The following is a 24,140-nucleotide window of genomic DNA, read 5'->3' as shown; positions in this document are numbered from 1 at the left end:
TTTACTCTTTTAACATTCATCTACCTTCTTTCTAGTTATTTTATATTGTGTTAAATATATAATACAATAATACAGTTGAATAATCAAGTCTTTCATTAATTTTTGTAGCAGATTTTTGCAATCATTTTCTAAAAACGTTACAATAATTTCATACTACAGATAAAAAGGAGACTCGTATGAGAACATTTGATATCATTGCCATTGGTGGCGGTAGTGGAGGAATTGCAACCATGAACCGTGCTGGAGAACACGGTGCAAAAGCTGCCGTTATTGAAGAAAAGAAATTAGGGGGCACCTGTGTCAACGTCGGCTGTGTTCCTAAAAAAATCATGTGGTATGGCGCCCAGATTGCCGAAGCCATTCGCGATTATGGACCAGACTATGGTTTTACTTCGGATAATCAGCAGTTTGACTTTAAGACGCTTCGGAAGAATCGCGAAGCCTATATTGATCGTGCCCGCAATTCTTACAATAATAGTTTCAATCGAAATGGCGTTGAGTTGATTGAAGGTCGCGCCAAATTCATAGACCGCCATACAGTTGAAGTCAACGGCGAGCTTATCCAAGCCAAGCATATTGTCATCGCAACTGGTGCTCACCCTCATATTCCAGCAGTATCCGGAGCAGAATTCGGTGAAACCTCTGACGATGTTTTTGCATGGGAAAAACTCCCTCAATCCGTTGCCATTCTTGGTGCCGGCTATATCGCAGTTGAACTAGCTGGATTTCTTCATGCTCTGGGTGTAAAAACAGACCTTTTCGTTCGTCGAGATCGTCCTCTCCGCAATTTTGATTCTTATATCATCGATGGTCTTGTGGAAGAAATGAAGAAATCAGGTCCTACTCTACATACGCACAAAATACCAGAAAGGCTTGAAAAACTTGAAAACGGAGCGATTCGTATTACCTTCGAGGACGGAACGAGCCACACCGCTCAACACGTCATCTGGGCAACTGGGCGCATTGCAAACACCAAAGGGTTGAATTTAGAGGCGGCTGGTGTTACCCTAAATTCTCGTGGCTTTATAGCAGTTGACGAATTTCAAAATACAGCAACATCGGGTATTTATGCTCTAGGAGATGTTACAGGCGAAAAAGAATTAACCCCTGTTGCTATCAAAGCAGGTCGTACCTTAGCCGAACGCTTATTTAATGGAAAAACTGAAGCTAAAATGGATTATTCTAACATTCCAACTGTTGTCTTCTCTCACCCAGCGATTGGAACAGTTGGCTTGACCGAAGAACAGGCGATTCAACAATACGGAGCAGAAAATATCCATATTTACACTTCTAACTTTGCTTCCATGTATTCAGCTGTCACCCAACACCGACAACAAGCCAAGTTCAAGCTCATTACAACGGGACCAGATGAGAAAGTCATTGGTCTCCACGCTATTGGCTACGGTGTTGATGAGATGATTCAAGGTTTTGCTGTTGCTATTAAAATGGGAGCTACCAAAACAGATTTTGATGCGACTGTCGCCATTCACCCAACCGGTTCAGAAGAGTTTGTCACCATGCGTTGAGCATCATAAATGTCTTACTCCCCGAATTTTTCCAACTTTATCTCAATAGTCAGAATGGCTGCCAACGTCTCTGACTATTTTAGTTTACACGATAACTTCTTCTCATTCCATAACTTATTCTTTCATATTATCTGCTAGGGAGTGGGACAGAACTAAAAGTTTTCGATTTTTAGTTCGTAGTCCAACCCCCGCAAGGGTGATTAGGTGCTCTTCCGAGCTTGAACAGTGAATGAAGAGCCCAATCATAGTGGCTTGCTGTGCAAGGCTGATTTCCCGCCTTTAACAATTCACTGAATTGTTGAAGCTACGTTATTCATTTATTACTAAATCTAATAGAAACTGGGACAATTTTTGCCCAGTCTCTCCTTTTTCCTGTGATTTTTTAGTTGATAAAGAGGTACATTTTGTTATGATAATATTAAAGTGATTTTACGAGGAGGTGCTTTTATGCAAAAGACCAAAACAATTCTGACAACTGTCTTACTTATCTTTTTAAATGTCTTTGGACTAATTGCATTTTTGATATTATTCCTTCGCAGTAAAAATAAAAGGAAAGCAATATCGCGGAAAAAGTAAATATTTTGATAAAAAGGTGAATTCAGGCTATGCTTTCGCCTTTTTATTTAACCCTTGACATTTTTCTTATTTGTTTTATAATAGTTACCATATTATAAAACAAAGGGTTACAATTATGAAAAAATCATTTACACTCGTTTTACCAGCAATTGGCGCAGCTTTGATAGCCGTTTTTGCTCAAATTACCATTCCTATCGGTCCAGTGCCTTTTGCTTTGCAAAATATGGCAATTGGCCTAGTGGCTACTATTTTTCATCGAAAAGAAGCTCTATTAGCAGTCGCTCTTTATCTTCTCTTAGGCGCTATTGGTCTTCCTGTCTTTGCAGGAGGAAACGGTGGATTTCAAGCACTTGTCGGTCCAAATGCAGGTTATCTCTGGTTTTATTTGTTCTACGCCCTAGTAACAGCTAGTCTAACTTCCAAAAATAGCAGCTTTTTAACGATATTCGTATCAAATCTACTCGGAGATGCTTTGGTTTTTGTCGGTGGTGTACTTGGTTTAATGTTTCTAGCAGGTTTTCAACTTGATAAAGCTATTACAGTCGGAGTCATCCCCTTCATTTTAGCAGATCTCATAAAACTGATTGCAATTAGCTTTATCAGTAGACCTATTTTTAAAAGCTTAAAAGATCATCCCTACTTTAAAAATTGATAAAGTTGTCTCACTCCCATTATTAGAACTCACGTGTTGTGGGTTCTTTTTACATTGCTCAAAAAGATTTTTTCATTTTCTTCTTGACAAAAATGACCAACAGTCCTATTATATTTTATAAAAAATAACTGACAGTCACAAAAGTAGCTCACCATGCCTATTAGAAAAGCAGTCCCAAGCGATATTCCAGCACTCAATAATCTCTTAGAGCAAGTCTTGCTTGTTCATCACAACGTCCGACCAGACATTTTCCAAGAGAGTGGTCGCAAATTCAACGATGAACAATTGAAAACACTGATGTCTCAAGAACATACACCAATCTTTGTCTATGAAAATGAAGAAGGTAAAATCTTGGGTCACCTCTTTTGCATCATTAAAGAACCACACAGTCTCGTATTGACACCTATCAAAACACTTTTCATTGAAGACCTTTGCGTTGATGAAAGTGCTCGTGGTCAAAAAATTGGTGAGCAGCTTTGCCATTTTGCAGAAAAATTTGCCCAAGAAATGGGCTGTTACAACTTAACCCTTAATGTATGGAATGATAACGCTGGTGCCTTACGGTTTTATGAACATCAAGGTTTTAAACCACAAGAAACTATCATGGAAAAAGTTTTTAAAAAATAGGAAAAGTTCATGAATAAGAGAGAAGAGAAGAAAACGGCGACAAAGCAGAATATTACGTTTTTTTCTTCGGTATCAATATTATCGGGGTTTCAATCATCAGTATGCTTAATCGTCGGTTAGTTGATCGTTTTTCTCTACGAAATCTCTTGCGCATTGCCACTAGCTGTGCTCTTGCTTTTGCTCTTTTACTACTACTGTTTAATATTGGAAATTTTCGTAGTCTTTGGGCAGTCGTCTTTCCTATGCTTCTCATTTTTAGTTCCAATGGTATCGTTGCAGCATGTTCAAATGCCGCAGCTCTCAATAGCGCAGAGGATTCGATGACAGGTTCAGCAGCCGCTCTCCTTGGCTCTCTCCAATACGAAAGTGGGATCCTTTCTTCCTTGCTCCTCGCTCTTTTTTCAGATGGCACTCCTAAAGCCATGGTAGTCATTATTTTCTAGCCATTCTAGCTTCTACTCTAATGGCTTGGATAGCACGAAAATAAACTATAAAATAATAAGACAGAGGTGGTATGATCTCTGTCTTATTATTTTATCAGCAAATCCAACAAATCTTGATAGGACTGAAAATTATAAGTCGGTTTCGCTTGCGTATGATTACTCAAACTTTTAGGGTTATACCAAGCCGTATCAATGCCTGCATTGTTTCCGCCCGCTATGTCTGCTGTCAAAGAATCTCCAATCATTAGAGTTCGATTTTTGTCAAAATTTGGTATTAGCTCTGCTATTTTTTCAAAAAATAGAGCATCGGGTTTTTGCGTGTGGAGTTGCTCAGAGATGAAAATCTGATTAAAATAGGGGGAGATATCCGAGTGAGCCAGTCGACCAGTCTGAATGAAACCGATACCATTGGTAGCAGCGTAAAGTTCATAATCTGCCTCTGTCAAAATATCCAAGAGCTCACTAGCTCCAGTATAGGTCTGACCCTGCTGGGCAATATGCTGCTGGTAATGGAGAGCCAACTCGGCACCGTCCTTATCCATACCAAAGTGGTTAAAGAGACGAGAAAAGCGTGTGTTAATCAGCTCAGATTTGGTCAGTTTTTCCTGTTCCAAGTCCCGCCAAAGAGCTTTATTCATAGGAATATAGTAGTCTTTATAAGCCTGAATATCAGCCACACCCTGCTCTTTTAGAAAAGCAGTCAAAGCCAAATCCTCCGCCAAATCAAAATCTAACAAGGTGTGGTCAAGGTCAAATAGTAGAAATTTGTAATGCAATTTTGTCGTTTTCCTTTCTAGGGAGGTGCTAGATTTTATGATTTTACTCAGATTCTAAATTTATCTTATTATACCACAAAGCAAAGAAAAAATGATTAGCTTTGTCAGCTAATCGTCCACTTTTAATATAGAACAACTGCTATTCTCTTTCTACAAAAATCATTAGATTTGTCTTTATTGACTGCTTTTAAACTAGCTACCAAAGTTTATGACAGTTTTCTTTGCGTTTCATACAGCCTCTGGCATCAGTGGTTTTTACTCTGTCTAGCACGATACATTTAATTTTCATTGGTTCTCTCCTCTCAATTACTTATTCTTAATGTTAATAGAAAAAGCACTTACAAACCAAGTGCTTTAATAATCATTTTATTTCAATTAACCGCATTGCAGCATTAGACACAAATAAAGGTTTCATTTCTGCTTTATATTTCAAAAATAATTCCATTTCAGCATCTGCGTCGTAATTACTCCAATCTGTTACAATATACACTTTCTCATCGTTACGATAAACTTTAGAAAAATTTACACTACCCAGCTGGCTTAAATCTCTTGTAAATTTTTTAGCGATAGAAATATATTCCAATTCTCTACCCTCTTTCAAGATATTCTCAACTATTTGAAGCATTATAGCACCTCCCCGTTGCTTTCAATCACTTTCTGATACCAAGTAAAACTATCTTTCTTATATCGTTTAAGACCATCAGCATAATCTACATAGATAAAACCATAGCGTTTATTTCGATTCCCACTTGCACTGTATAAATCTATAACTCCCCAAGGTAAGAATCCTAAGATTGGCACAAAATCATCATCCCTAGCTGCTTTAACTTCTCTGATGTGCTCTCTCAAGTAATCAATACGATAATCATCATGAACTTTTTTATCATCAGTTAAAATTTCATCTTCAACACCACAACCGTTTTCTACGATCATTAGAGGCAGCTTATAACGCGAATAAACATCATTCATAAAATTTCGTAATCCGATTGGATCAATCTGCCATCCAAAAGTGGTCTTATCCAAATATGGGTTTGTGTACCCTTGGTAAAGCATTTGCATTGTTTCAGCATTTGTGTCCTTCGTTTCGCCTTCATCCTGTATACAAAGAGAATAATAATAGCTAAAAGAAATAAAGTCAATTTTAGATTCAGAAGATTTCAAGAGCTCAATATCTTTTTCCGAAATTGCGACTTCAACTCCCTTTTTCTCTAACTGCATTCGATATTTATTATCAATCTTGCAAGAGGTTATAAAATCAAGATCATCCCACATCGTAGCTTGATTATGCTCTAATGTTGCTTTTACGTCTTCTGGTTTAGGAGAAAGCGGATATGCATAAGCACTTGCTAGCATATTACCAATAAGTGCATCTGGTAATATTTCGTGGCACAGTTTTACAGCTGTAAAGTGGCATAACATTGAATGGTAATAACAATCCCATTTTACTTGTTCATAATCACTAGCTGTTGGTGCAACCTTCTCTTTGAGATACATATTTGGGATTAATAAACTAAGATTGTTCTCATTAAGTGTAAGCCAGTATTTGACATATTGACCAAACTCCTCAAAACAAGTACGACAATACCTTTCAAAATGTGCTACAATCTCTCTAGATTTGAAACCATTATAATGATCTACCAAGTATTGTGGCATATCCCAATGAAATAATGTAACAATTGGTTCAATCCCAGCATTTTTGAGTTCTTTGAAAACTGACTTATAGAACGCAATCCCCTCTTCATTTGGAGACGATTCGACTCCTGTTGGATAGAGCCTAGTCCATGCAATGGACATTCTAAATGAATTGAATCCCATTTCTTTTAGTAATTGAATATCCTCTTTGTAGTGATGATAAAAATCAGAGGCTTCTGAATATCTAATCCCTGTTTTTTCTTCACGAATGTCATAGATACTTTTTCCTTTTTTTCCAAGTAGTCCTCCACCTTCAAATTGAAAAGCTGAGGTGGAACCTCCCCATAGAAATTTTTTATTCATTTGTTATCCCCTTTTACCAAATTTATCAAGTTTAATATTTGATTTTGATAGTGCAATCGTGATAAGTGCAGAAGATACAAAAGAGATAATAATTGTTAAGACACCAATGATTACATTAAATACTCCTTTATCACCAAACATCGCTGGAATACCAACAACACTTGATGAAGCGATTGCATACATTCTAAATTGGAATATTCCAGCAAATAAACCGCCAATTGCACCACCAATCATTGAACCTAAGAATCCATATTTAGAAGGTAAGTTGAAACCATACATTGCTGGTTCAGAGATACCAAGAACTGCAGATAATGAGGCAGAGATTCCTTGAGCACGTTTATCCTTATCTTTCGAAAGCATTGCAATTGCAAATGCAGCTCCAGCCATCGCTAAATTTTCAGCAACCATACTTGGCATCAATAATTGATCATAACCAACAGTTGTTAGTGTCGCAACAATAACGGGGAAAGCGAATGAGTGTGTACCAGTTGCAATCATCACAGGTGTAAAGAAAGCAAGTAGAGCAACTGCAAAGAAACCTAAATTGTCACCAAGCCAAACAACACCAGTTCCAAGAACGTTAGCAATATTTGTACCAAGAGGACCAATGACAATCAATTGAATTGGTAGCATAATGGCCATAACCAATAATGGTGCCATAAAAGCTCGAATGATATCCGGTAATAGCTTATTGAAGAATTTTTCAAGATAAGAGAGCAACCAAATTCCCAAAATAATAGGTAGAACAGCTTTTGAATAATCAATTGCTTGTACATTGATAGAGAAAAATTCTAGTGACTTAATACCTTTGTCTGCAAAACCAACGAACCCTGGCCACAGCATGATCGCTGCTACAAGCATTGATAAAAATTGATTAGCTTTGAACGCCTTTGCCGATGTTGCTGCAATAAAGAATGGTAAAAAGTAAAAACCAGCCTCATAAACAATATTAAACAAATATAAGGTACTATTCGTTTCGGGAACACCAAGTAATTTTGCAATAGTAATGACAGCCCCCATCATACCAGAAGCCATCAATACTGGTACTACTGGTGTAAAAATTCCAGATACAACTGCAAAAAATTTATCCATTGTTGATTTTTCAACTTCTTCTACTTGTTCACTGCCAGCTTGATTTTTATCAAGTTTTAAATTTTCATTTACTACTGCAAAAACCTTACTTACATTAGGGCCGATTACTACTTGAAACTGCCCATTTTGCACAATGACATCTAAAACATCTTTTTCAGATTTTATCTCATCAATGTTAGCTTCTGCTTTTGAAGTATCTTTCAAAGTGAAACGTAGTCTAGTAGCACAATGAAATACATCTGCAACGTTATTTTTACCACCCACTAGATTAATAATTCTTGAAGAAAATTCTTTGTAATCTTGAGCCATTTTAGTCACCTCTAAAAATAAATAGTATACGATATATCATTTACAATTACATTGTATACTATTTATTTTGTTTTGTAAAGCCCTTTCATAAAAAAATTTTAAAAAAAGATATACCTTAAAATAGTATATCTCATCATTTGTTATTTGAAAGTGTCATTACTTTTTGATTCAAATCAGTAAGTAGTTCAAACTGTTCTATAGACAACAGTCCTTTGAGCTGAGTTTCGATTTTTTCATAAATATCACTACACATAGGTTCTAACTCTTTCCCCTTATTTTCCAAGGAAAGAACATAATACCGACCATCTTTTTGACTTTTGATTTTTTTAACCAAACCTTTTGTTTCCATAGATTTTACAGAAGCCGTCACTGTCGGATTACTCAATCCAAATTCTTTTTCTAGATTTTTTTGGAAAACTTCTTCATTGGGATGATTTGCTAAAAAAATTAAGATGAGCGCTTGGATATGGCTGACATTCAAAGAAGCTAATTCGTCATTTATTAGTCTAAAAATTACTTTATCGAGATTATGTAAAGTTCGAACGATACCTATATTTTTATGTTGTAAAACCAGATTTCCCATAAGCTACCTTCTGTCAATTCTATTGTATACTATGTATTATAACAAAATTTTAGCACTAGTAAAACTAAAAGAGATGGAGGGCATTTCTATTCCAATAAACACTACTCGTATGAAAATAAACATCCCTCCCTCTATGAGTCTATGAAAATCGAATCAGTCAATTTCTCACTATCACTTCTATACATTCAAGCTATACTCTAGGTTTGATACTGCCCTCTTTAATGTAAAAAATCTTGGTATCAACGCTTTCAACTATCCCTTGCAAATACTGTTCAACTTCCATGACAGTTGGTCTAGGCACAAGCATGGTACTTTGCGAAGTCTGTGAAACAGAAAGAGCAGAATCTGTTAAAGAATCATAGGTATGTCTATCGTCATGACGAATGATAATTTCTTCTGTCTCTAGTTTTTTTAATTCATCTAAGATATTCAATGTGTGATTTTCCTCTCCGTAGATAGATTCAGCAAGTTCACGTTGTTTCATTGACTTACTTTCCAAGAGCTCAATAATTGTTTCCTTTTGTTCCATTGTTATCTTGAACTTCCACACTATTCCTAGTTATAATTTGCAAGACTTATTATATCATACAGTACCAACAAACAATATTTTTCATAATCAGCTACTTCATCTTCAAATTTTGGACTTATTAGAAAAAAGCTGGAACAACACTCTCTTCATTTATAATCTAAATTGATTTGGAATGACAAGTGCACAAAGAGTGATAAGCACTGAAACAATTTCTGCAGCTGGGAAAATCGTCAGCGAAAGAATGATTCCTAAAATTTTAATTGCAATGTCCCACTTCATCCAATGCAAACGACTGATATTCAATTGTTCAATTTCTGCTGTTTGATTGACTTCGACCAATGTGTGATAATACCAAAAGACTGAGAATGAAATCAACAGAACAATGACTCCATAAAATACTCGCATCGTAGCATTGTTAAAATTTGAAGCAACTAATTTTGTCATATAAGGGAAAAATGATGAAAAGAAAAGCATGACTATAGCAGCCCAGACTGTTTTTTGACTAATCTTCTCCACTACCTGCGATGAAGAGTGAAAATTTACCCACATGGCACCGAGCCAGAAAAAGGACAATCCATAGGCAAAAAAATTAGTTCTGAGCTCCCATAGGCCTTGTAAATCAAAGGTTCTCGGCTTTTCCAGTTTCAATACCAAAATGGTCATAATAATAGCAATCACCGCATCAATAAAAGCCCTAAACGCTCTTTATCCATTACTTGACGATTCATTTTTCTCTCTTTTTAAATAGTTCTTTAAAATATGTGACATTATACCACTTTTACAGTTGTAAATCAAAAGCATTAAAAAACGGCTTAAGCCGTTTTTTAGTCCTCAACAATTCAATTTGCAGAGAATTTTATGATAAAATTTCTGCTAAATTTGCAATCATATCTTTTAATTGTTTTTCAAGAATTTCAGGGCTAGCAGTAATGCTCATTAGTAAAGTATTTAAAGATTGCTCAAATTGATTAGGAAGAAGGTTCGCATGCGCTGCTGCATATGATATCATTCTCTTCTCGCCGGGGTGGGTCAATTCATTAACTGCAAAAATGATGTCAAAATAGGATTCTAAAAAGGCTGCTACCCGATGATTGACACTGACAAAGTCTTTTCGTTTTGCCGCTTTTAAAATCTGCGTATCATAGGATGGCAAATGCCCGGTTAACAGACTGAAATTTCGTGAAATGATGTTGTCTTTTAATTTTGGAGGAAAAGGAACGTCAAACCGTTTTTTCAATTTTCCGAACTCTCCATTAGCATCATAAAGAATCTTGCAGGTTTTTAAATTGTGCCAAAAGCAAGTGGTGTAGCCATTTCCTGCTTGGTGCTTTTCGACGACATTTTCAATATCTCGCGCAAAATCACGAATATTCCGATAAAGAATATCAATATCAATGTCATTATTTAAGGTACAGTCGTCTTCCAATTCCCAAAATTGATTGCTTATTTCCATATAAGAACAATATTGGGTCAAAATCAACTTCCGACTGTCTTCATCTGGAATGCTCGTGCAGTAAATATATAAATCATAGTCCGAAGTCTCATCATAAGTTTCTCCGCTACGAGATCCGCCTAAGGCAATCGCTGTCACTTCTGGTAAATTGGAAAATGCTTTCCAAAGTTGTGTAAAAACTGTCATTTTCTCCTCCGATATAAAACTTTTCCTTATTATACATTATATTACTACAAGAAAAGACTCCTAAACTTCAATTTAGGAGCTTTTCATGTCTTACCGCACTTCTGCACCAATCGTTACTTCAAGAGACTTTTGGATTTTTTCCATATAACGAGCTACTTCCTCATCTTCCAGAGTATCCTCTGGATTTTGGAAAGTTAAGGTGTAAGCCATTGATTTCATGCCGAGTCCCAGTTTTTCACCTGAGAAGACGTCAAATAATTTGATATCTGTCAAGCGTTTCACACCAGCAGCCTCAATAGCTTCAACGACTTCTTTGTGACTGATTTCTGCTTTCAGAAGCAGTGCTATATCACGTGTTACAGCTGGGAATTTGGTAATTTCTACAAATGGTTTTGCTGGTTGAATAGCTTGTTCAATCGCTGTCAAGTTGACTTCTGCTACATACGTTTCTGGGATATTATAATCCTTAGCAGTTACTGGATGAACTTGACCGACAAAACCAACGACTTGTCCGTCTAATGAAATAGTCGCTGTACGACCTGGGTGCATACCAGCTAATGCTTGTGTCGCTGTGTACTCTACTTTTAGACCCAGACGGTCAAAAAGTGCTTCCAAAATTCCTTTTGCATAAAAGAAATCAACTGGTACAGCTGGAGTTTGAAAATCCTTTTCAGTAACCAAACCTGTCAAAGCAAAGGCAAAGCTGTTGATTTCAGTTGGCAATTCTTCCTGTGGATTCCCCGTTTGCTCGAAGACTTTTCCGATTTCATACAGAGCTAAGTCTTTATTTTTACGTGCTACATTATAGGCAACAGTATCCAAAATGCCAGCTACCATATTTTGACGAAGAACGCTGCGATCTACTGTCATCGGCCACATCAGCTCTGTCAAGTTACTTGGATTAGTGCTAAATTGCACAGCTTTTTCAGGAGTAGTCAAAGCATAGGTGATAACTTCTGTCAGACCAGCACCTTCTGCAACTGTACGAACTTTGCGACGAAGTTTTTGGGTTTCTGTCAATTGACCAGCTGTTCCGTCACCTTTTGGAAGAGTTGCTGGTAATTTATCATAACCATAGATACGCGCAATTTCCTCATAAAGGTCTGCTTCAATGTGAATATCCCAACGGCGACGTGGTACGCTGACCGTGAATTTCTCTGCATCGCCAGTAAGACCAAAACCAAGGCGACGGAAAACATCTTCAATATCTGTATAGGTTAATTCCGTCCCAAGTACACGATTGACATCTGATAATGTTGAAACAACTTCAACATCTGATGTGTCTAATTGACCCGCTGAGACGATACCGGCTTGTACCGTTGCACCTGCAAGATCTGCAATCATGCTAGCCGCAGCATCTAGAGCTTCTGTTACTGTCGCTAGGTTAATTCCTTTTTCAAAGCGAGAGGATGATTCTGAACGAAGATTGAGACGTCCGCTCGTCTTACGAATGGAAGTTCCGTCAAAAACTGCTGCTTCAAGCACTACACGGCTTGATTGAGAAGAAATTTCCGTTGCCGCTCCACCCATGACACCAGCAAGAGCGACTGGCTTATCTGCTACCGCAATCACAAGATCGCTCGTTTCTAATTCGCGCTCTTCATCATCAAGAGTTACTAGTTTTTCACCCGCACGCGCTTCGCGCACCACAATTTGATTGCCCTTAAAAGTATCTAAATCAAAGGCGTGCATTGGTTGACCAAAGTAAAGCAAAATATAATTTGTCACATCTACTACATTGTTGATAGGACGAATCCCTGCATTCATAAGCAGATTTTGAAGCCATTGCGGACTTGGAGCAATGGTTACATTTTCCAAAATACGCGCTGCATAAAAAGGCGCCTTGTCCGTTTCAATCGCAACAGAAAGTTGTTCTCCAGCTTGCTCTTGTGTTTCCAACAACGGAAAATCTTTAAAATGAACCGACTTGTCGTAGATAGCTGCTACCTCATACGCTACTCCACGCATTGAAAGCGCATCTGCACGATTCGGTGTGATAGAAAGCTCAATAATTTCATCATCCAAGTCAAGATAAGGAAAAACGGAATCCCCCGGTACAGCTTCTTTTGGTAGGATTTGAATGCCGTCGGAAAATTCTTTTGGAACAACCGAGTCCGAAATGCCTAATTCTCCAAGGGAACAAATCATTCCAAGGGATTCTAACCCACGGATTTTTCCCTTTTTAATCTTGTAATTATCTGCAATACGAGCTCCTGGAAGAGCTACCATAACCTTGATTCCCGTTCGTACATTTGGAGCGCCGCAAACGATTTGTCGAAGCGCTTCTTCGCCAACATTCACTTGACAGACATGTAAGTGCGTCTCAGGAACCTCTTCACAGCTAACCACTTCACCAACTACAATTTTTGACAACCCCTCAGCAGGAGAGCTAACCCCTTCTACTTCAATCCCTGTCGTTGACATTTTTTCAGCTAATTCTTCACTCAGAACAGTTACGTCAACTAGTTCTTTTAACCATTTATAACTTACTAGCATAATTCATCTATATGAGTGCATAGAAATCTTTGAGAACTACTGTTTCTGCTCAAAAATTTTGCCTCATATTACTTCCTTTCTTTTTGAGGCTGGGACAAGTGCCCAAGCCAAGTGCTTTTTCGCTTAATTTAATTCTTTCCGAATGAGCCAGTCAATATCAACCGTTTCACCAGTCGCATATTCATGCTCACTAAAACGTTTAAAACCATATTTAAAGTAAAAGTTTTGTGCCTTAAAATTCTTTTCCCAAACACCTAACCAAACCCACGAAAACTTTCGTTTAGTAGCTTCTTGCATGGCAAAATCAAACATTTCCTTGCCAAAACCCTGTCCTTGATGAGATTTCAAAACATAAATCCGATGAACCTCAAAAGCATTCTCCATTGAGTGCTCTGCCTCTACGGGCTCAGTCTGTGCTTGCCCCCAGTTAAATTTGAGCAAACCAACAATCTTTTCTTTCTCATCTAGTGCAAAATAAGTCTCCGACTCTACTTGCGCCAAATCCTTCTGAATCTGCTCAAGGGAGAGTTCATGGGTAAAATAATCTTGCATATCTTCCGCTTTGATATAAGGGTCGAAAGTTTCTTGATAGGTTTGCACTTCCAGTTCTCGTAGAACTTCAGCCTGTTCTTCTTTTACTTTTACTAACATAGCATTTATTTAAATTGTTCTGAAAAACGAACATCACCTTGATAGAAGCCACGAATGTCATTGATACCGTAGCGCAACATAGCCACCCGTTCTTGACCCAGCCCAAAAGCAAAACCAGAATAAACATCAGCATCAATGCCACTCATTTCAAGGACGCGTGGGTGTACCATTCCAGCTCCCATAATTTCAATCCAGCCAGTCTTTTTGCAGACATTGCATCCTTGCCCACCGCATTTAAAGCAAGAAACATCCACCTCAACAGACGGCTCTGTAAATGGAAAATAAGACGGACGCAGACGAATACTGCGGTCTTCTCCAAACATTTTTTGCACAATGAGCTGCAATGTTCCTTGAAGGTCTGCCATAGAAATATTTTTCCCGACAACCAAACCTTCAATTTGATGAAATTGATGAGAATGCGTCGCATCGTCCGTATCCCGTCGGAACACACGCCCTGGCGAGATCATCTTCAAAGGTCCTTTAGAAAAATCATGAGCGTCCATAGCACGAGCTTGAACTGGGCTGGTGTGAGTGCGCAGCAAAATTTCTTCTGTAATGTAAAAAGTATCCTGCATGTCACGTGCTGGGTGATCTTTTGGTAAATTCATCCGCTCAAAGTTGTAATAGTCTGTTTCAACTTCAAAACCATCTACGACTTGATAGCCCATTCCAATAAAAATATCTTCAATTTCTTCACTTGTCTGGCTAAGAACATGACGATTCCCAGCAGGAATTTTCCGACCAGGAAGGGTGACATCTACTGACTCCCTAGCCAACTGATTGGCAACTTTTTGTTCTTCCAATAATTTTGCAGATTCTTCAAAAGCAGCAGTCAACACATCTCGTGCTTCATTGACATGCTTCCCGATAATTGGACGCATATCAGCAGAGACATCTTTCATGCCTTTTAAAATCTCTGTTAAAGAGCCTTTTTTCCCAAGAACAGAAACTCGTAGATTTTGCATTTCTTTTTCATTTTCAATCGAGATTTTTTTCAACGACGCCAGCGTTTCTTCTCTAAGCTTATTTAATTGTTCTTCAATGGTTGACATAATTCCTCCAAATATAAAAACCGCATGCCAAACTCCATATGCGGAGCGTTGACACGCGGTACCATCCGTTTTTATCTGGTTTCCCAGACCTTAATTCTCAATCCTATTGCAAGTGAATTCACCTAGTTTTCATCTAAAGAGCTCTCAGTCTCTGGCTCTGGCTCTTCTCCCTGTCAAACTTCCCCTAAGCTACTAGTCTTGCGGATTCTTATTTAATTAGTTGATATTATACCAAATTTTATAGGACTTGTAAATAGACCTTGTTTAAAAATGCAATTGTATTCGACACACATTATAAACAGTAGTCAATTCTATACTAACTCGCTCAAGTATTCATAGCGCTCATATTTCTCCAAAAGTAAATCGTTTTTGCTATCCAACTCTTTTTGGAGTTCAGCTAGCCGACCGAAGTCCGAAGCATATTCCTGCATTTCCCGCTCAATAGCTGCAATGTCCTCCTCAATCTTCTCTATATCTCCCTCAATAGACTCCCACTCCTGTTTTTCAAAGTAGCTTAAGCGCTTCTTTTCCTCTCGCACTTTTGCTACTTTTTCCTTTTCCGACTTTTGGGAAATGGCAGATCTCTCTAGCTCAAACGCCTTTTCATCCAGATAATCAGTATAATTACCGAAATATTCTCTGATAGTTCCCTCTTTAAAGGCTAAAATCTTATCTGCTACTTTATCAAGGAAATACCGATCGTGACTAACAGTCATAACTGGGCCGGCAAAGCTTTGCAAAAAGTTTTCCAGCACCGTTAATGTCGCAATATCTAAGTCATTAGTCGGCTCATCCAACAGCAAAACATTCGGCTTTTCCAACAATAACTTGAGAAGATAGAGCCGCTTTTTCTCTCCTCCGGATAATTTTTCAATCAAAGTTCCATGAGTGGAACGAGGAAAGAGAAATTGTTCCAAGAGTTCGGCAATTGATGTCGTCCCCGCAGATGTCTTAACTTCTTCTGCGACCTCCTGCAAGAAATTGATAACGCGTTTGGACTCATCCAACCCTTCAATTTGCTGTGAGAAATAAGCCACACGAACCGTCTCACCAATAATCAGTTGACCAGATTGAGGTGCTAATTTCCCAGCAATCAGATTGAGCAAGGTGGATTTTCCAACACCGTTATCCCCCACAATCCCAATCCGATCTTTATTTTGAACTAACAAATTGAAATGAGAAAGAATCTTCTTGTCTTCATAAGCAAAGTCCACATCTTTAAATTCAATCACTTTCTTCCCAATACGGCTGGTCTCGAAATTCATTTCTAAGTCTGTCTGAGTCGTTTGATCAGATAAATCCTTTTTCAAATCTTGAAAACGATTGATACGTGCTTGCTGCTTGGTTGCTCTAGCCTGTGGCTGGCGACGCATCCAGGACAATTCCTGCTTATAAAGCTGTTGTTTTTTATGGAGAAAGGCAGCATCTCGCTCGTCTTGTTCTGCTTTCAAACGGACATAATCTTGATAATTTCCTTGATATTCAAGCAAATCTCCGCTGTCCAATTCAAAAATTCGCGTCGAAACATGGTCTAGAAAATAGCGGTCATGGGTAATGAAGAGAACCGTTTTTTTGGAATTCTTCAAAAAATTCGTCAGCCATTCGATGCTATCAATATCCAAATGGTTGGTCGGCTCATCAAGGAGCAATAAGTCATCGTCTCCTAACAAGACTTGCGCCAATTGCACGCGGCGTCGCAAACCACCTGACAGGTCGCCGACCTTAGCAGATAAGTCGGTCAAACCCAGCTTAGACAAAACGGTCTTAACTTGACTTTCAATTTCCCATGCTTGAAGAGCATCCATTTCAGCCATAATCTTCTCTAAACGAGATTGATTGCTTTCATCATAGTTAGACAGCAATAACTCATACTCACGAATGAGCTGCATTTCTCGCAGATTGCTTGATAAAACCGTATCTAGTACCGTTTTGTCGTCATCAAAGTGCGGTTCTTGGGTTAAGTAGCCAATCTTATAGCCCGATTTAGCTGAAAAAGGATTAATGTCCCCATCAAATCCAGATTTTCCAGACAGAACATTCAAAAGGGTCGTTTTTCCAGTTCCATTAACCCCAATCAAGCCAATCCGATCCAAACTATGAATAATAAAGGAAATATTTTTAAAAACAGTCTTATCTCCCACCGTTTTAGTCAACTTTTCAACAATAAAGTCACTCATCTTCTCTCCTCTACAAAAGCTAAAATAGCTTCAAGGCAGTTGTCCAAGGTACCATTCACAATAGCTGTCTCAATCTCAGTCAAGAGCTGTCCTAAAGCAGGACTCGGCTTAAAGCCAAATTCTTTGATTAACAGACCACCATTGACGACAATTTCATGTTTATCATGAATCGTTAGTGAATCATAAGTAGAATGAATCTTTTCAAAATTAACAGCTAATCCCTGTGCTTGACGAATTTCTTCTGCTTGTATCATCAGGTCCAATTCAAAACGATAGCATTCTTCTTTATCCAGAAAATGCGTTTGGCGAATATTATAAATCGTGACAATTTGCTCTACGCGCTTCTGAAATTCATTTGAAGTTTTCCAATGCTTGAGGAATTTTTTAACATTTTTTACTTGAAGAGCCATTAAAAGAGCAGCCCAAGCTTGTTCTGAACTCGTAAATTGAAAATCTGCTTTAATATCAAACATCGTTTTCAATTGTGATTGGCTGCTGCGCATGTCAGGTAAATAGTCCGTTGCACCACTGGCAAGCAGACTTTTCAATCCTTTACGCCAATAAGACGCTGTCAGTAGTTTGTCAAATTCAATGAAAGTTCGCTCCACAGAAATTTTTTTTAATAGTGGCGCACACATTTTCATAGCCTGAAATGTGTCTGTATCTAATGAAAAGCCTAAGGATGCTTGAAAACGAAATCCTCGCATAATGCGCAAGGCGTCTTCGTTGAAGCGTTCCGAAGGTGTTCCTACAGCACGTAAGATCTGCTGTTTCAGATCATCCAACCCTTCAAATAAATCAATCACATTCCCTGCTTCATCCAAAGCCAAAGCATTGATCGTGAAATCGCGCCGTTTTAAATCTTCTTTTAGAGAACGAACAAACGTGACATGGCTAGGTCTGCGATAGTCTACATAGATATCCTCTGTCCGAAAAGTCGTCACTTCATATTCATGATTGTCTTCTAAGACTAAAACCGTCCCATGCTCAATTCCGACATCAATCGTTCGCTCAAAAATACGTTTGGTTTCTTCTGGATAACTGGAACTTGCAATATCCACATCATGAATCGGTCGATTCAATAAAGCATCGCGAACTGAACCGCCAACAAAATACGCCTCAAAACCGGCATTCTTAATCTTCTTTAATACTGGTAAAGCCTCCTGAAATTCAGAAGGCAGATTTTCTAATCTCATAATAAATATTCCAATCCGTAGACAAGCTCTTTTTTCTTGACCACTTCCTTAATACCTAAATTCACCCCCGTCATGAAAGACTTACGGTCGTACGAATCATGACGAAGTGTCAGTCCCTCACCTTGACCACCAAAGATGACTTCTTGGTGAGCCACCAAGCCTGGTAAACGAACCGAATGAATGCGCATGCCGTCCATTTCTGCGCCACGTGCTCCTTTTAATAACTCTTTTTCGTCCATTGCCCCCTGATGTTTTTGGGGGCGAACCTTGCTAATCAATTCAGCTGTTTTAATCGCTGTGCCGCTCGGCGCATCCTTTTTCTGATCATGATGTAATTCAATGATTTCCACATCTGGAAAATATTTAGCTGCTTGCGTTGCAAATTGCATCAAAAGAACCGCTCCTACAGCAAAATTAGGAGCAATCAAGCCTCCTAGCTCTTTTTGCCGAGAAAACTCAACTAACTCTTTGATTTCATCCGATGTAAATCCAGTCGTTCCAACCACAGGTGCAAAACCATGCTCTAATGCAAAACGAGTATTTTCATACGCCACCTTAGGAGTTGTAAAATCAACCCACACATCCGCTTCTACACCACTCAAATCTTCTTTCTGATTAAAAACGGGAACACCAGCTACTTCTTTTTCTGGAGTAAGTGGGTCAAGCAATCCAACGAGCTCTAATACAGGATCTTCTGTCACCATGTTATAAGCAGCTTGTCCCATTTTTCCTTTGAAACCAGCAATAATGACCTTTATACTCATGGAATTCTCCTTAAATAATCGGAATATAGGCTAAGGCAATACTTCCAGCGCCCAAGTGAGTTCCAATCACACTACCAAATGTCGCAATCGGAATCTCTCCGGAAACACCATCTTCTAACAATAATTGATGTAAATGTTCTGCTTTTTCCAGTGCATTTCCATGAATAATCATCACTTGGTAATTTCCTTGTGCAGTTTGCTCTTTGACAATCTCAATCAGGCGTTTCGTAGCTTTTTTCTCGGTACGAATCTTTTCATAAACCTCAATGACGCCCTCGTCATTAAAGTAAAGAATCGGTTTGATACTGAGCAAGTTTCCCAGAATTGCAGCGCCATTCGACAAACGACCGCCTTTCACCAAATGATTTAAGTCATCTACCATGATGAAGGCACCAATTCCCTTGATTTGAACGTCAAGATTGCTCAGAATTTGCTCAAACGTTAACCCTTGTTCAGCCCAGTTTAAAATATGCTCCACCATCATTCCAAGCGGCGCACTTGTGATTTTTGAATCTGGAAAAGCAATTTCTAAACTTGGAAATTCATCTTTCAAATACTGGATATTTTGATAAAAGCCAGAAATGCCACTCGATAAAAACAGACCAATGACATAAGTATAACCTTGCCCTTCTACTAAAGACAGAGTGTTCACTAAGCTGGCAATACTCGGTTGGCTAGTCTTTGGCAATTCACTAGAAGCTGCCATTTTTTGATAAAATTCGCTAGCAGAAAGATTCTTTCCTTCGATGTACTCAACCCCGTCGATACTAACGGGAATATCTAAGACAAATAAATGCTCATTTTCGATGACTTTGCTATCCAAATATGCTGACGAATCAGTAATTACGGCTAATTTCATGCATTAAAACTCCAAATTAATACCTGGCAAATCCAAGGCGATTTCTGTTACTTCATAGGTCAAACGATTTAAGACGGACAAACTTGGACGAGCTAATTGTTCCACTTCGTCCTGCTCAAATTCACTTGGCTCATTGACAATTTGTCCCATGATATGGTTGACTTGTGAGATTGTTCCACTAATTACAAAAGCATCAAAGACAATCATAAAGCTCACAATTACAACGATAGAAGTTACTTGTCCTTCTTGATCTTGATTTAACAATTGAAAATTGACATCCACTTTTGTTTCTGGGGTTCCGTTTTCTTTTTCCCACTCTAAATTACGTGCATCATAGTGATATTGACTGACAAATTCTTTTTCGCGTTGTAATTCCATTTCATTTCTCCTCAAAATATGCGTTATTAAAATTATAACATATTTTCCAGCGCCTGACTATTTTAATCAGTATGAAAATCATCTCCTTTCAATGTTTCTTTTAGATTAAAAAAGGAGCTAGAGAATTTTTCTCCAACTCCTAGAACGATGAAACTCATCATTATTTATTCAATGGTTTGCGAAGCGCTCCGAATAACACACCACTTACAATTGCGCCAATCAAGATGAAGATGATATAGAGAAGAGCATTTGAAGTAAGTGCAATAACGAAGATACCTCCGTGTGGTGCCATAAGTTTAATACCAGCCATGCCGACAAGTGCGCCTGCTAAAGCTGAACCAACCATAAAGCTTGGAATGGCACGGGCAGGGTCAGCAGCACCAAATGGAATAGCACCTTCAGTGATGAAGGATAGTCCCATAACAATGTTTGTCAAGCCTGAATTGCGTTCTTCTTCTGTGAATTTATCTTTGAATAGAAGGGTTGCGACAAAGACTGCAAGGGGTGGAACCATACCACCAGCCATAACCGCTGCCATTACAACTGAACCACCTGTTGAAACAGTTGCTGCAAGAGTTCCTGTACCAAAGATATAAGCTGCTTTGTTGAAAGGACCACCCATATCGATAGCCATCATACCACCTACAACGAGTCCAAGAAGGACAGCTGAACTACCAGATAAGCCTTCTAGGAAACTATTCAAGCCAGTATTGATAGCTGCCATTGGAATATTCACCAACAGCATCAAGAAGCCAGTTAGCAAGGTTCCCAACAGTGGATAAAGTAGAATGGACTTGATACCCTCAAGCGATTTTGGAAGACCACTCAAGGCTTTTTTAAGGAAGTTTACAACATAACCTGCAAGGAAACCACCCACTAGGGCTCCAAGGAAACCAGAAGGTACACCAGCAAGTGCAAGAGTCGCTTTCCCACCTGCTGCAAATGGAATTTTACCAAAAGCAAGACCTGCTGAAGCCATACTACCTGCTACAAAACCTGGCGCTAAACCTGGCTTTTCAGCAATAGAATAAGCGATATAACCAGCAAGTACAGGAAGCATAAAGCCAAAGGCCAAGCCACCAATATTCTTAAACATAGCTGCCAACTCATGATAAGTACCGAGATTTGCCAATTGATCTTTTGGCACTCCCATTGCTTGGTCAATCAAGAATGCCACTGCAATCATGATACCACCGCCGATAACGAATGGAAGCATTTGGCTAACACCACTCATCAAGTGTTTGTAGAATCCACCTGCTGCATTTGTTGAAGAGGACACAGCTGCTTTATTGGCTGCATGATATACTTCTGCTTTTCCTGACAATGCCAAGTTAATCAATTCTTCTGTTTTACGAATACCATCAGCAACCGGACGATTAATCAGTGGTTTCCCATCAAATCGATCCATTTCTACAGCTTTATCAGCTGCAATAATAACTGCTTTTGCTTTTTGAATATCTTCTGCTGTCAGTTTGTTTCCGATACCACTGGCACCATTGGTTTCGACTTTGATACCAACTCCCATTTCGGCGGCTACCTTTTGAAGAGCTTCTTGCGCCATATAAGTATGTGCAATTCCCGTTGTACATGCTGTTACCGCAACAAGGAAATCACCATCTTTGGTTGCCGGTGCTACCGTTGTAGGTTCTGCCGCTTTTTCAGATGCTTGGTCAAATAATGCAATCACTTCATCTGGTGAAGTTACTTGACGAAGTTTGTCTGCAAATCCATCTTTCATCAGGTACTGTGACAATTCTGCAAGTGCAGCCAAGTGAGTATCGTTCGCTCCTTCTGGTGCAGCAATCATGAAGAACAAATCTGTCGGTTGCCCGTCTAAACTTTCATAATCCACACCCTTGTTTGATTTTGCAAAAAGAACAGTTGCTTCTTTGACTGCCGCATTTTTACTGTGCGGCATGGCAATCCCGTCACCTAAACCCGTTGACGTTAAAGCTTCACGAGCCAAGATTCCTTCTTTGAATGTTTCAAAATCTGTCACATAACCGTGGTCAACTAAACTGCGAATCATTTCATCAATAGCAGCTGTTTTTTCAGTTGCTTGTAAATCAAGCAACATCACATCTTTTCTCAGTAAATCCTGAATTTTCATATTTTTTCTACCTCTACTTTTTCATACGTTTCGTTAATAAAATCGGCTGTTGCCAAGTCATCAGAGAAAGTTGTTGCCGTCCCGCAAGCTACTCCCCATTTGAAGGCTTCAACAGCATTTCCTGAACAGACAAATTCGCCAGTAAAGCCTGCAACCATTGAGTCACCAGCTCCGACAGAATTTTTTACGATTCCCTTGATTGGTTTTGCAAAATAAGCTCCGTCCTTTGTTACCAAAAGCGCACCGTCTCCTGCCATAGAAATAATGACATGTTGCGCACCTTTAGCTAGAATTTCACGAGCGTATTTTTCAATCTCATCCAATTTTTCCAGCTTCACTCCAAAAATATCACCTAACTCGTGATTGTTGGGTTTTACCAATAATGGTTGAAACTCTAGTGAATCAATAAGTGTTTGTCCCTCGAAATCACAAACGACTTGTGCTCCAGTTTGTCTCGTCAAGCTAATTAACTCTTTATAGACGACATTTCCTAGATTTTTATTGCTTGACCCTGCAAAGACAACTGTATCTTTCTCTGAAAGCCCTGAAAGAATATCTTTTAAGGCTACCAATTGCTCTGGTGAGACAGTCGGACCCGTTCCATTGATTTCTGTCTCAGCGTCTGCTTTAATCTTAACGTTGATACGCGTATCCTCTGACACTTGGACAAATTTAGTCGCAATCGCTTCATTTTCCAAGGTATCAGTAATAAATTTTCCAGTAAAGCCACCGATAAAGCCAGTCGCTGTATTGTCAATTCCCAAACGTTTGAGCACACGACTGACGTTGATGCCTTTTCCACCAGCAAATTTATCATCGCTCTCCATACGATTCACGCTTCCAACATTGACCTTATCCAAACGGACAATATAGTCAATAGAAGGGTTAAGCGTAACAGTATAAATCATACTTCAATAACCTCCGTTTTTTCTTTTATCTTTTCCAATTGCTCATTAGCGCATGCACTCGTAATAATGCTAGCACGTTTGATAGGGGCGACTTTCACGAAAGAGGAATGACCGATTTTTGAAGCATCAGCTAAGATGTAGGTCTGCTTGGCGTTTTCAAGAATCGCTCGTTTGACTGCTCCTTCTTCCATATCAGGCGTTGTATAGAAATTTTCATCAATTCCATTCATACCAATAAAGGCTTTGTTGAAATTCAACTGACCAATTTGATTCAAAGCAACACCACCGATACTAGCATCTGTTGAGCTTTTGACAACTCCTCCGATAATAACCGTTGGAATGTTTTTCTCAACTAACTTTGTAGCATGGTGAATGGAGTTGGTTACAACCGTCATATGTTTGCTTGAAAGCTCATTGATTAACAATTCATTTGTCGTTCCAGCATCAATAAAAATAACATCCTGTTCTTGTATCAATTCCGCCGCTTTTTGAGCAATTCGCAATTTATCTTGAACGTTTTTGATAGATTTTTCTTGATTGCTTTCTTCCTCTTGAAGGAAATGAATGCTTTCTGCTCCACCGTGAATCCGGCGCAGCTTTCTTTCATCTTCCAATTCATCTAAATCCCTACGCACTGTTGATTCAGACGTATTTAACAAACGAACTAAGCTATCCAGAGAAACAACTTGATGACGATTGATTTCTTCTAAAATCACCTGTTTGCGCTCTGATTTTAAGATAGACCTCACCCCTTCCTGCAATCGTTTACAGATTTATTATACACCAATTCATTTCAAAGTCA

At 38.7% G+C, this 24,140-nt stretch carries 22 protein-coding genes and 1 pseudogene; 4 read left to right on the top strand and 19 right to left on the bottom strand.

Features of this window, described 5'->3' with window-relative positions; all coding sequences use genetic code 11:
- Positions 1–176 precede the first annotated feature (176 nt).
- The 4 genes from gorA (at position 177) to EL079_RS01850 (ending at position 3,824) form a co-directional block, all read left to right on the top strand.
- The gene (gene gorA / locus EL079_RS01865) at positions 177–1,526 is read left to right on the top strand and encodes a glutathione-disulfide reductase (protein ID WP_003031332.1); all 1,350 of its coding nucleotides are present in this window, start codon (positions 177–179) and stop codon (positions 1,524–1,526) included.
- Between the two features lie 691 nt (positions 1,527–2,217).
- Positions 2,218–2,754: a biotin transporter BioY gene (locus EL079_RS01860; RefSeq protein WP_003031329.1), complete on the top strand. Its 537-nt coding sequence runs from the start codon at positions 2,218–2,220 to the stop codon at positions 2,752–2,754.
- 153 nt (positions 2,755–2,907) lie between these two features.
- Positions 2,908–3,381 carry a GNAT family N-acetyltransferase gene (locus EL079_RS01855; RefSeq protein WP_003031318.1) on the top strand — a complete coding sequence of 158 codons (474 nt, stop codon included), beginning with the start codon at positions 2,908–2,910 and terminating at the stop codon, positions 3,379–3,381.
- 101 nt (positions 3,382–3,482) lie between these two features.
- Entirely contained in the window at positions 3,483–3,824 is a 342-nt protein-coding gene (locus tag EL079_RS01850; RefSeq protein ID WP_003031328.1) for an MFS transporter, read from the top strand.
- An 86-nt stretch (positions 3,825–3,910) separates the two neighbouring features.
- On the opposite strand, the gene EL079_RS01845 is transcribed toward EL079_RS01850, so the two are convergent.
- From EL079_RS01845 to EL079_RS01755, 19 genes and pseudogenes are all read right to left on the bottom strand, one after another.
- The gene (locus EL079_RS01845) at positions 3,911–4,600 is read right to left on the bottom strand and encodes a YjjG family noncanonical pyrimidine nucleotidase (RefSeq protein WP_003031330.1); all 690 of its coding nucleotides are present in this window, start codon (positions 4,598–4,600) and stop codon (positions 3,911–3,913) included.
- A gap of 361 nt (positions 4,601–4,961) precedes the next feature.
- The gene (locus EL079_RS01840; RefSeq protein WP_003031341.1) at positions 4,962–5,225 is read right to left on the bottom strand and encodes a hypothetical protein; all 264 of its coding nucleotides are present in this window, start codon (positions 5,223–5,225) and stop codon (positions 4,962–4,964) included.
- Positions 5,225–6,595 carry a glycoside hydrolase family 1 protein gene (locus EL079_RS01835; protein ID WP_003031308.1) on the bottom strand — a complete coding sequence of 457 codons (1,371 nt, stop codon included), beginning with the start codon at positions 6,593–6,595 and terminating at the stop codon, positions 5,225–5,227. The genes EL079_RS01840 and EL079_RS01835 overlap by 1 nt, the downstream gene beginning before the upstream one ends.
- 3 nt (positions 6,596–6,598) lie before the next feature.
- On the bottom strand, positions 6,599–7,996 hold the full coding sequence (locus EL079_RS01830; protein WP_003031322.1) for a PTS transporter subunit EIIC: 1,398 nt from the start codon (positions 7,994–7,996) through the stop codon (positions 6,599–6,601).
- Between the two features lie 133 nt (positions 7,997–8,129).
- The gene (locus EL079_RS01825) at positions 8,130–8,579 is read right to left on the bottom strand and encodes a MarR family winged helix-turn-helix transcriptional regulator (RefSeq protein WP_003031337.1); all 450 of its coding nucleotides are present in this window, start codon (positions 8,577–8,579) and stop codon (positions 8,130–8,132) included.
- A gap of 190 nt (positions 8,580–8,769) precedes the next feature.
- A complete protein-coding gene (locus EL079_RS01820; RefSeq protein WP_003031339.1) occupies positions 8,770–9,108 on the bottom strand; it encodes a hypothetical protein in 339 nt (112 codons plus the stop codon).
- Between the two features lie 150 nt (positions 9,109–9,258).
- A pseudogene (locus EL079_RS01815) lies at positions 9,259–9,821 on the bottom strand (TMEM175 family protein).
- Between the two features lie 143 nt (positions 9,822–9,964).
- Entirely contained in the window at positions 9,965–10,747 is a 783-nt protein-coding gene (locus tag EL079_RS01810) for a nucleotidyltransferase domain-containing protein (RefSeq protein ID WP_003031314.1), read from the bottom strand.
- Between the two features lie 90 nt (positions 10,748–10,837).
- Positions 10,838–13,243 (bottom strand): phenylalanine--tRNA ligase subunit beta, encoded by a 2,406-nt coding sequence (gene pheT, locus EL079_RS01805; RefSeq protein WP_003031306.1) that lies wholly within the window; start codon positions 13,241–13,243, stop codon positions 10,838–10,840.
- Between the two features lie 123 nt (positions 13,244–13,366).
- Entirely contained in the window at positions 13,367–13,894 is a 528-nt protein-coding gene (locus EL079_RS01800) for a GNAT family N-acetyltransferase (protein ID WP_003031301.1), read from the bottom strand.
- A 5-nt stretch (positions 13,895–13,899) separates the two neighbouring features.
- The gene (gene pheS / locus EL079_RS01795) at positions 13,900–14,946 is read right to left on the bottom strand and encodes a phenylalanine--tRNA ligase subunit alpha (protein ID WP_003031311.1); all 1,047 of its coding nucleotides are present in this window, start codon (positions 14,944–14,946) and stop codon (positions 13,900–13,902) included.
- Positions 14,947–15,257: 311 nt separating this feature from the next.
- Positions 15,258–17,123 (bottom strand): ABC-F family ATP-binding cassette domain-containing protein, encoded by a 1,866-nt coding sequence (locus EL079_RS01790; protein WP_003031334.1) that lies wholly within the window; start codon positions 17,121–17,123, stop codon positions 15,258–15,260.
- Complete coding sequence (locus EL079_RS01785; protein WP_018543528.1) at positions 17,120–18,319, bottom strand: CCA tRNA nucleotidyltransferase; 1,200 nt, start codon at positions 18,317–18,319, stop codon at positions 17,120–17,122. The genes EL079_RS01790 and EL079_RS01785 overlap by 4 nt, the downstream gene beginning before the upstream one ends.
- Positions 18,316–19,083, bottom strand: coding sequence for a 4-hydroxy-tetrahydrodipicolinate reductase (gene dapB / locus EL079_RS01780; protein ID WP_003031331.1), 768 nt, complete (start codon positions 19,081–19,083; stop codon positions 18,316–18,318). The genes EL079_RS01785 and dapB overlap by 4 nt, the downstream gene beginning before the upstream one ends.
- 10 nt (positions 19,084–19,093) lie before the next feature.
- A complete protein-coding gene (locus EL079_RS01775; protein WP_003031309.1) occupies positions 19,094–19,942 on the bottom strand; it encodes a DegV family protein in 849 nt (282 codons plus the stop codon).
- A 3-nt stretch (positions 19,943–19,945) separates the two neighbouring features.
- Positions 19,946–20,320, bottom strand: a complete 375-nt coding sequence (locus EL079_RS01770; protein WP_003024043.1) for a DUF1149 family protein — start codon at positions 20,318–20,320, stop codon at positions 19,946–19,948.
- Between the two features lie 160 nt (positions 20,321–20,480).
- The gene (locus tag EL079_RS01765) at positions 20,481–22,430 is read right to left on the bottom strand and encodes a PTS fructose transporter subunit IIABC (protein ID WP_003031342.1); all 1,950 of its coding nucleotides are present in this window, start codon (positions 22,428–22,430) and stop codon (positions 20,481–20,483) included.
- Complete coding sequence (gene pfkB, locus EL079_RS01760; RefSeq protein WP_003031304.1) at positions 22,427–23,338, bottom strand: 1-phosphofructokinase; 912 nt, start codon at positions 23,336–23,338, stop codon at positions 22,427–22,429. The genes EL079_RS01765 and pfkB overlap by 4 nt, the downstream gene beginning before the upstream one ends.
- Positions 23,335–24,078, bottom strand: a complete 744-nt coding sequence (locus EL079_RS01755) for a DeoR/GlpR family DNA-binding transcription regulator (RefSeq protein ID WP_026248173.1) — start codon at positions 24,076–24,078, stop codon at positions 23,335–23,337. Before EL079_RS01755 ends, pfkB begins: the two co-directional genes overlap by 4 nt.
- Between the last annotated feature and the right edge of the window lie 62 nt (positions 24,079–24,140).

Source organism: Streptococcus anginosus (genome assembly GCF_900636475.1).
In the GTDB taxonomy this organism is placed as follows: Bacteria; Bacillota; Bacilli; order Lactobacillales; family Streptococcaceae; genus Streptococcus; species Streptococcus anginosus.
Note: the sequence above shows the minus strand (reverse complement) of the source record. Positions and strands in the feature narration are given on the sequence as shown.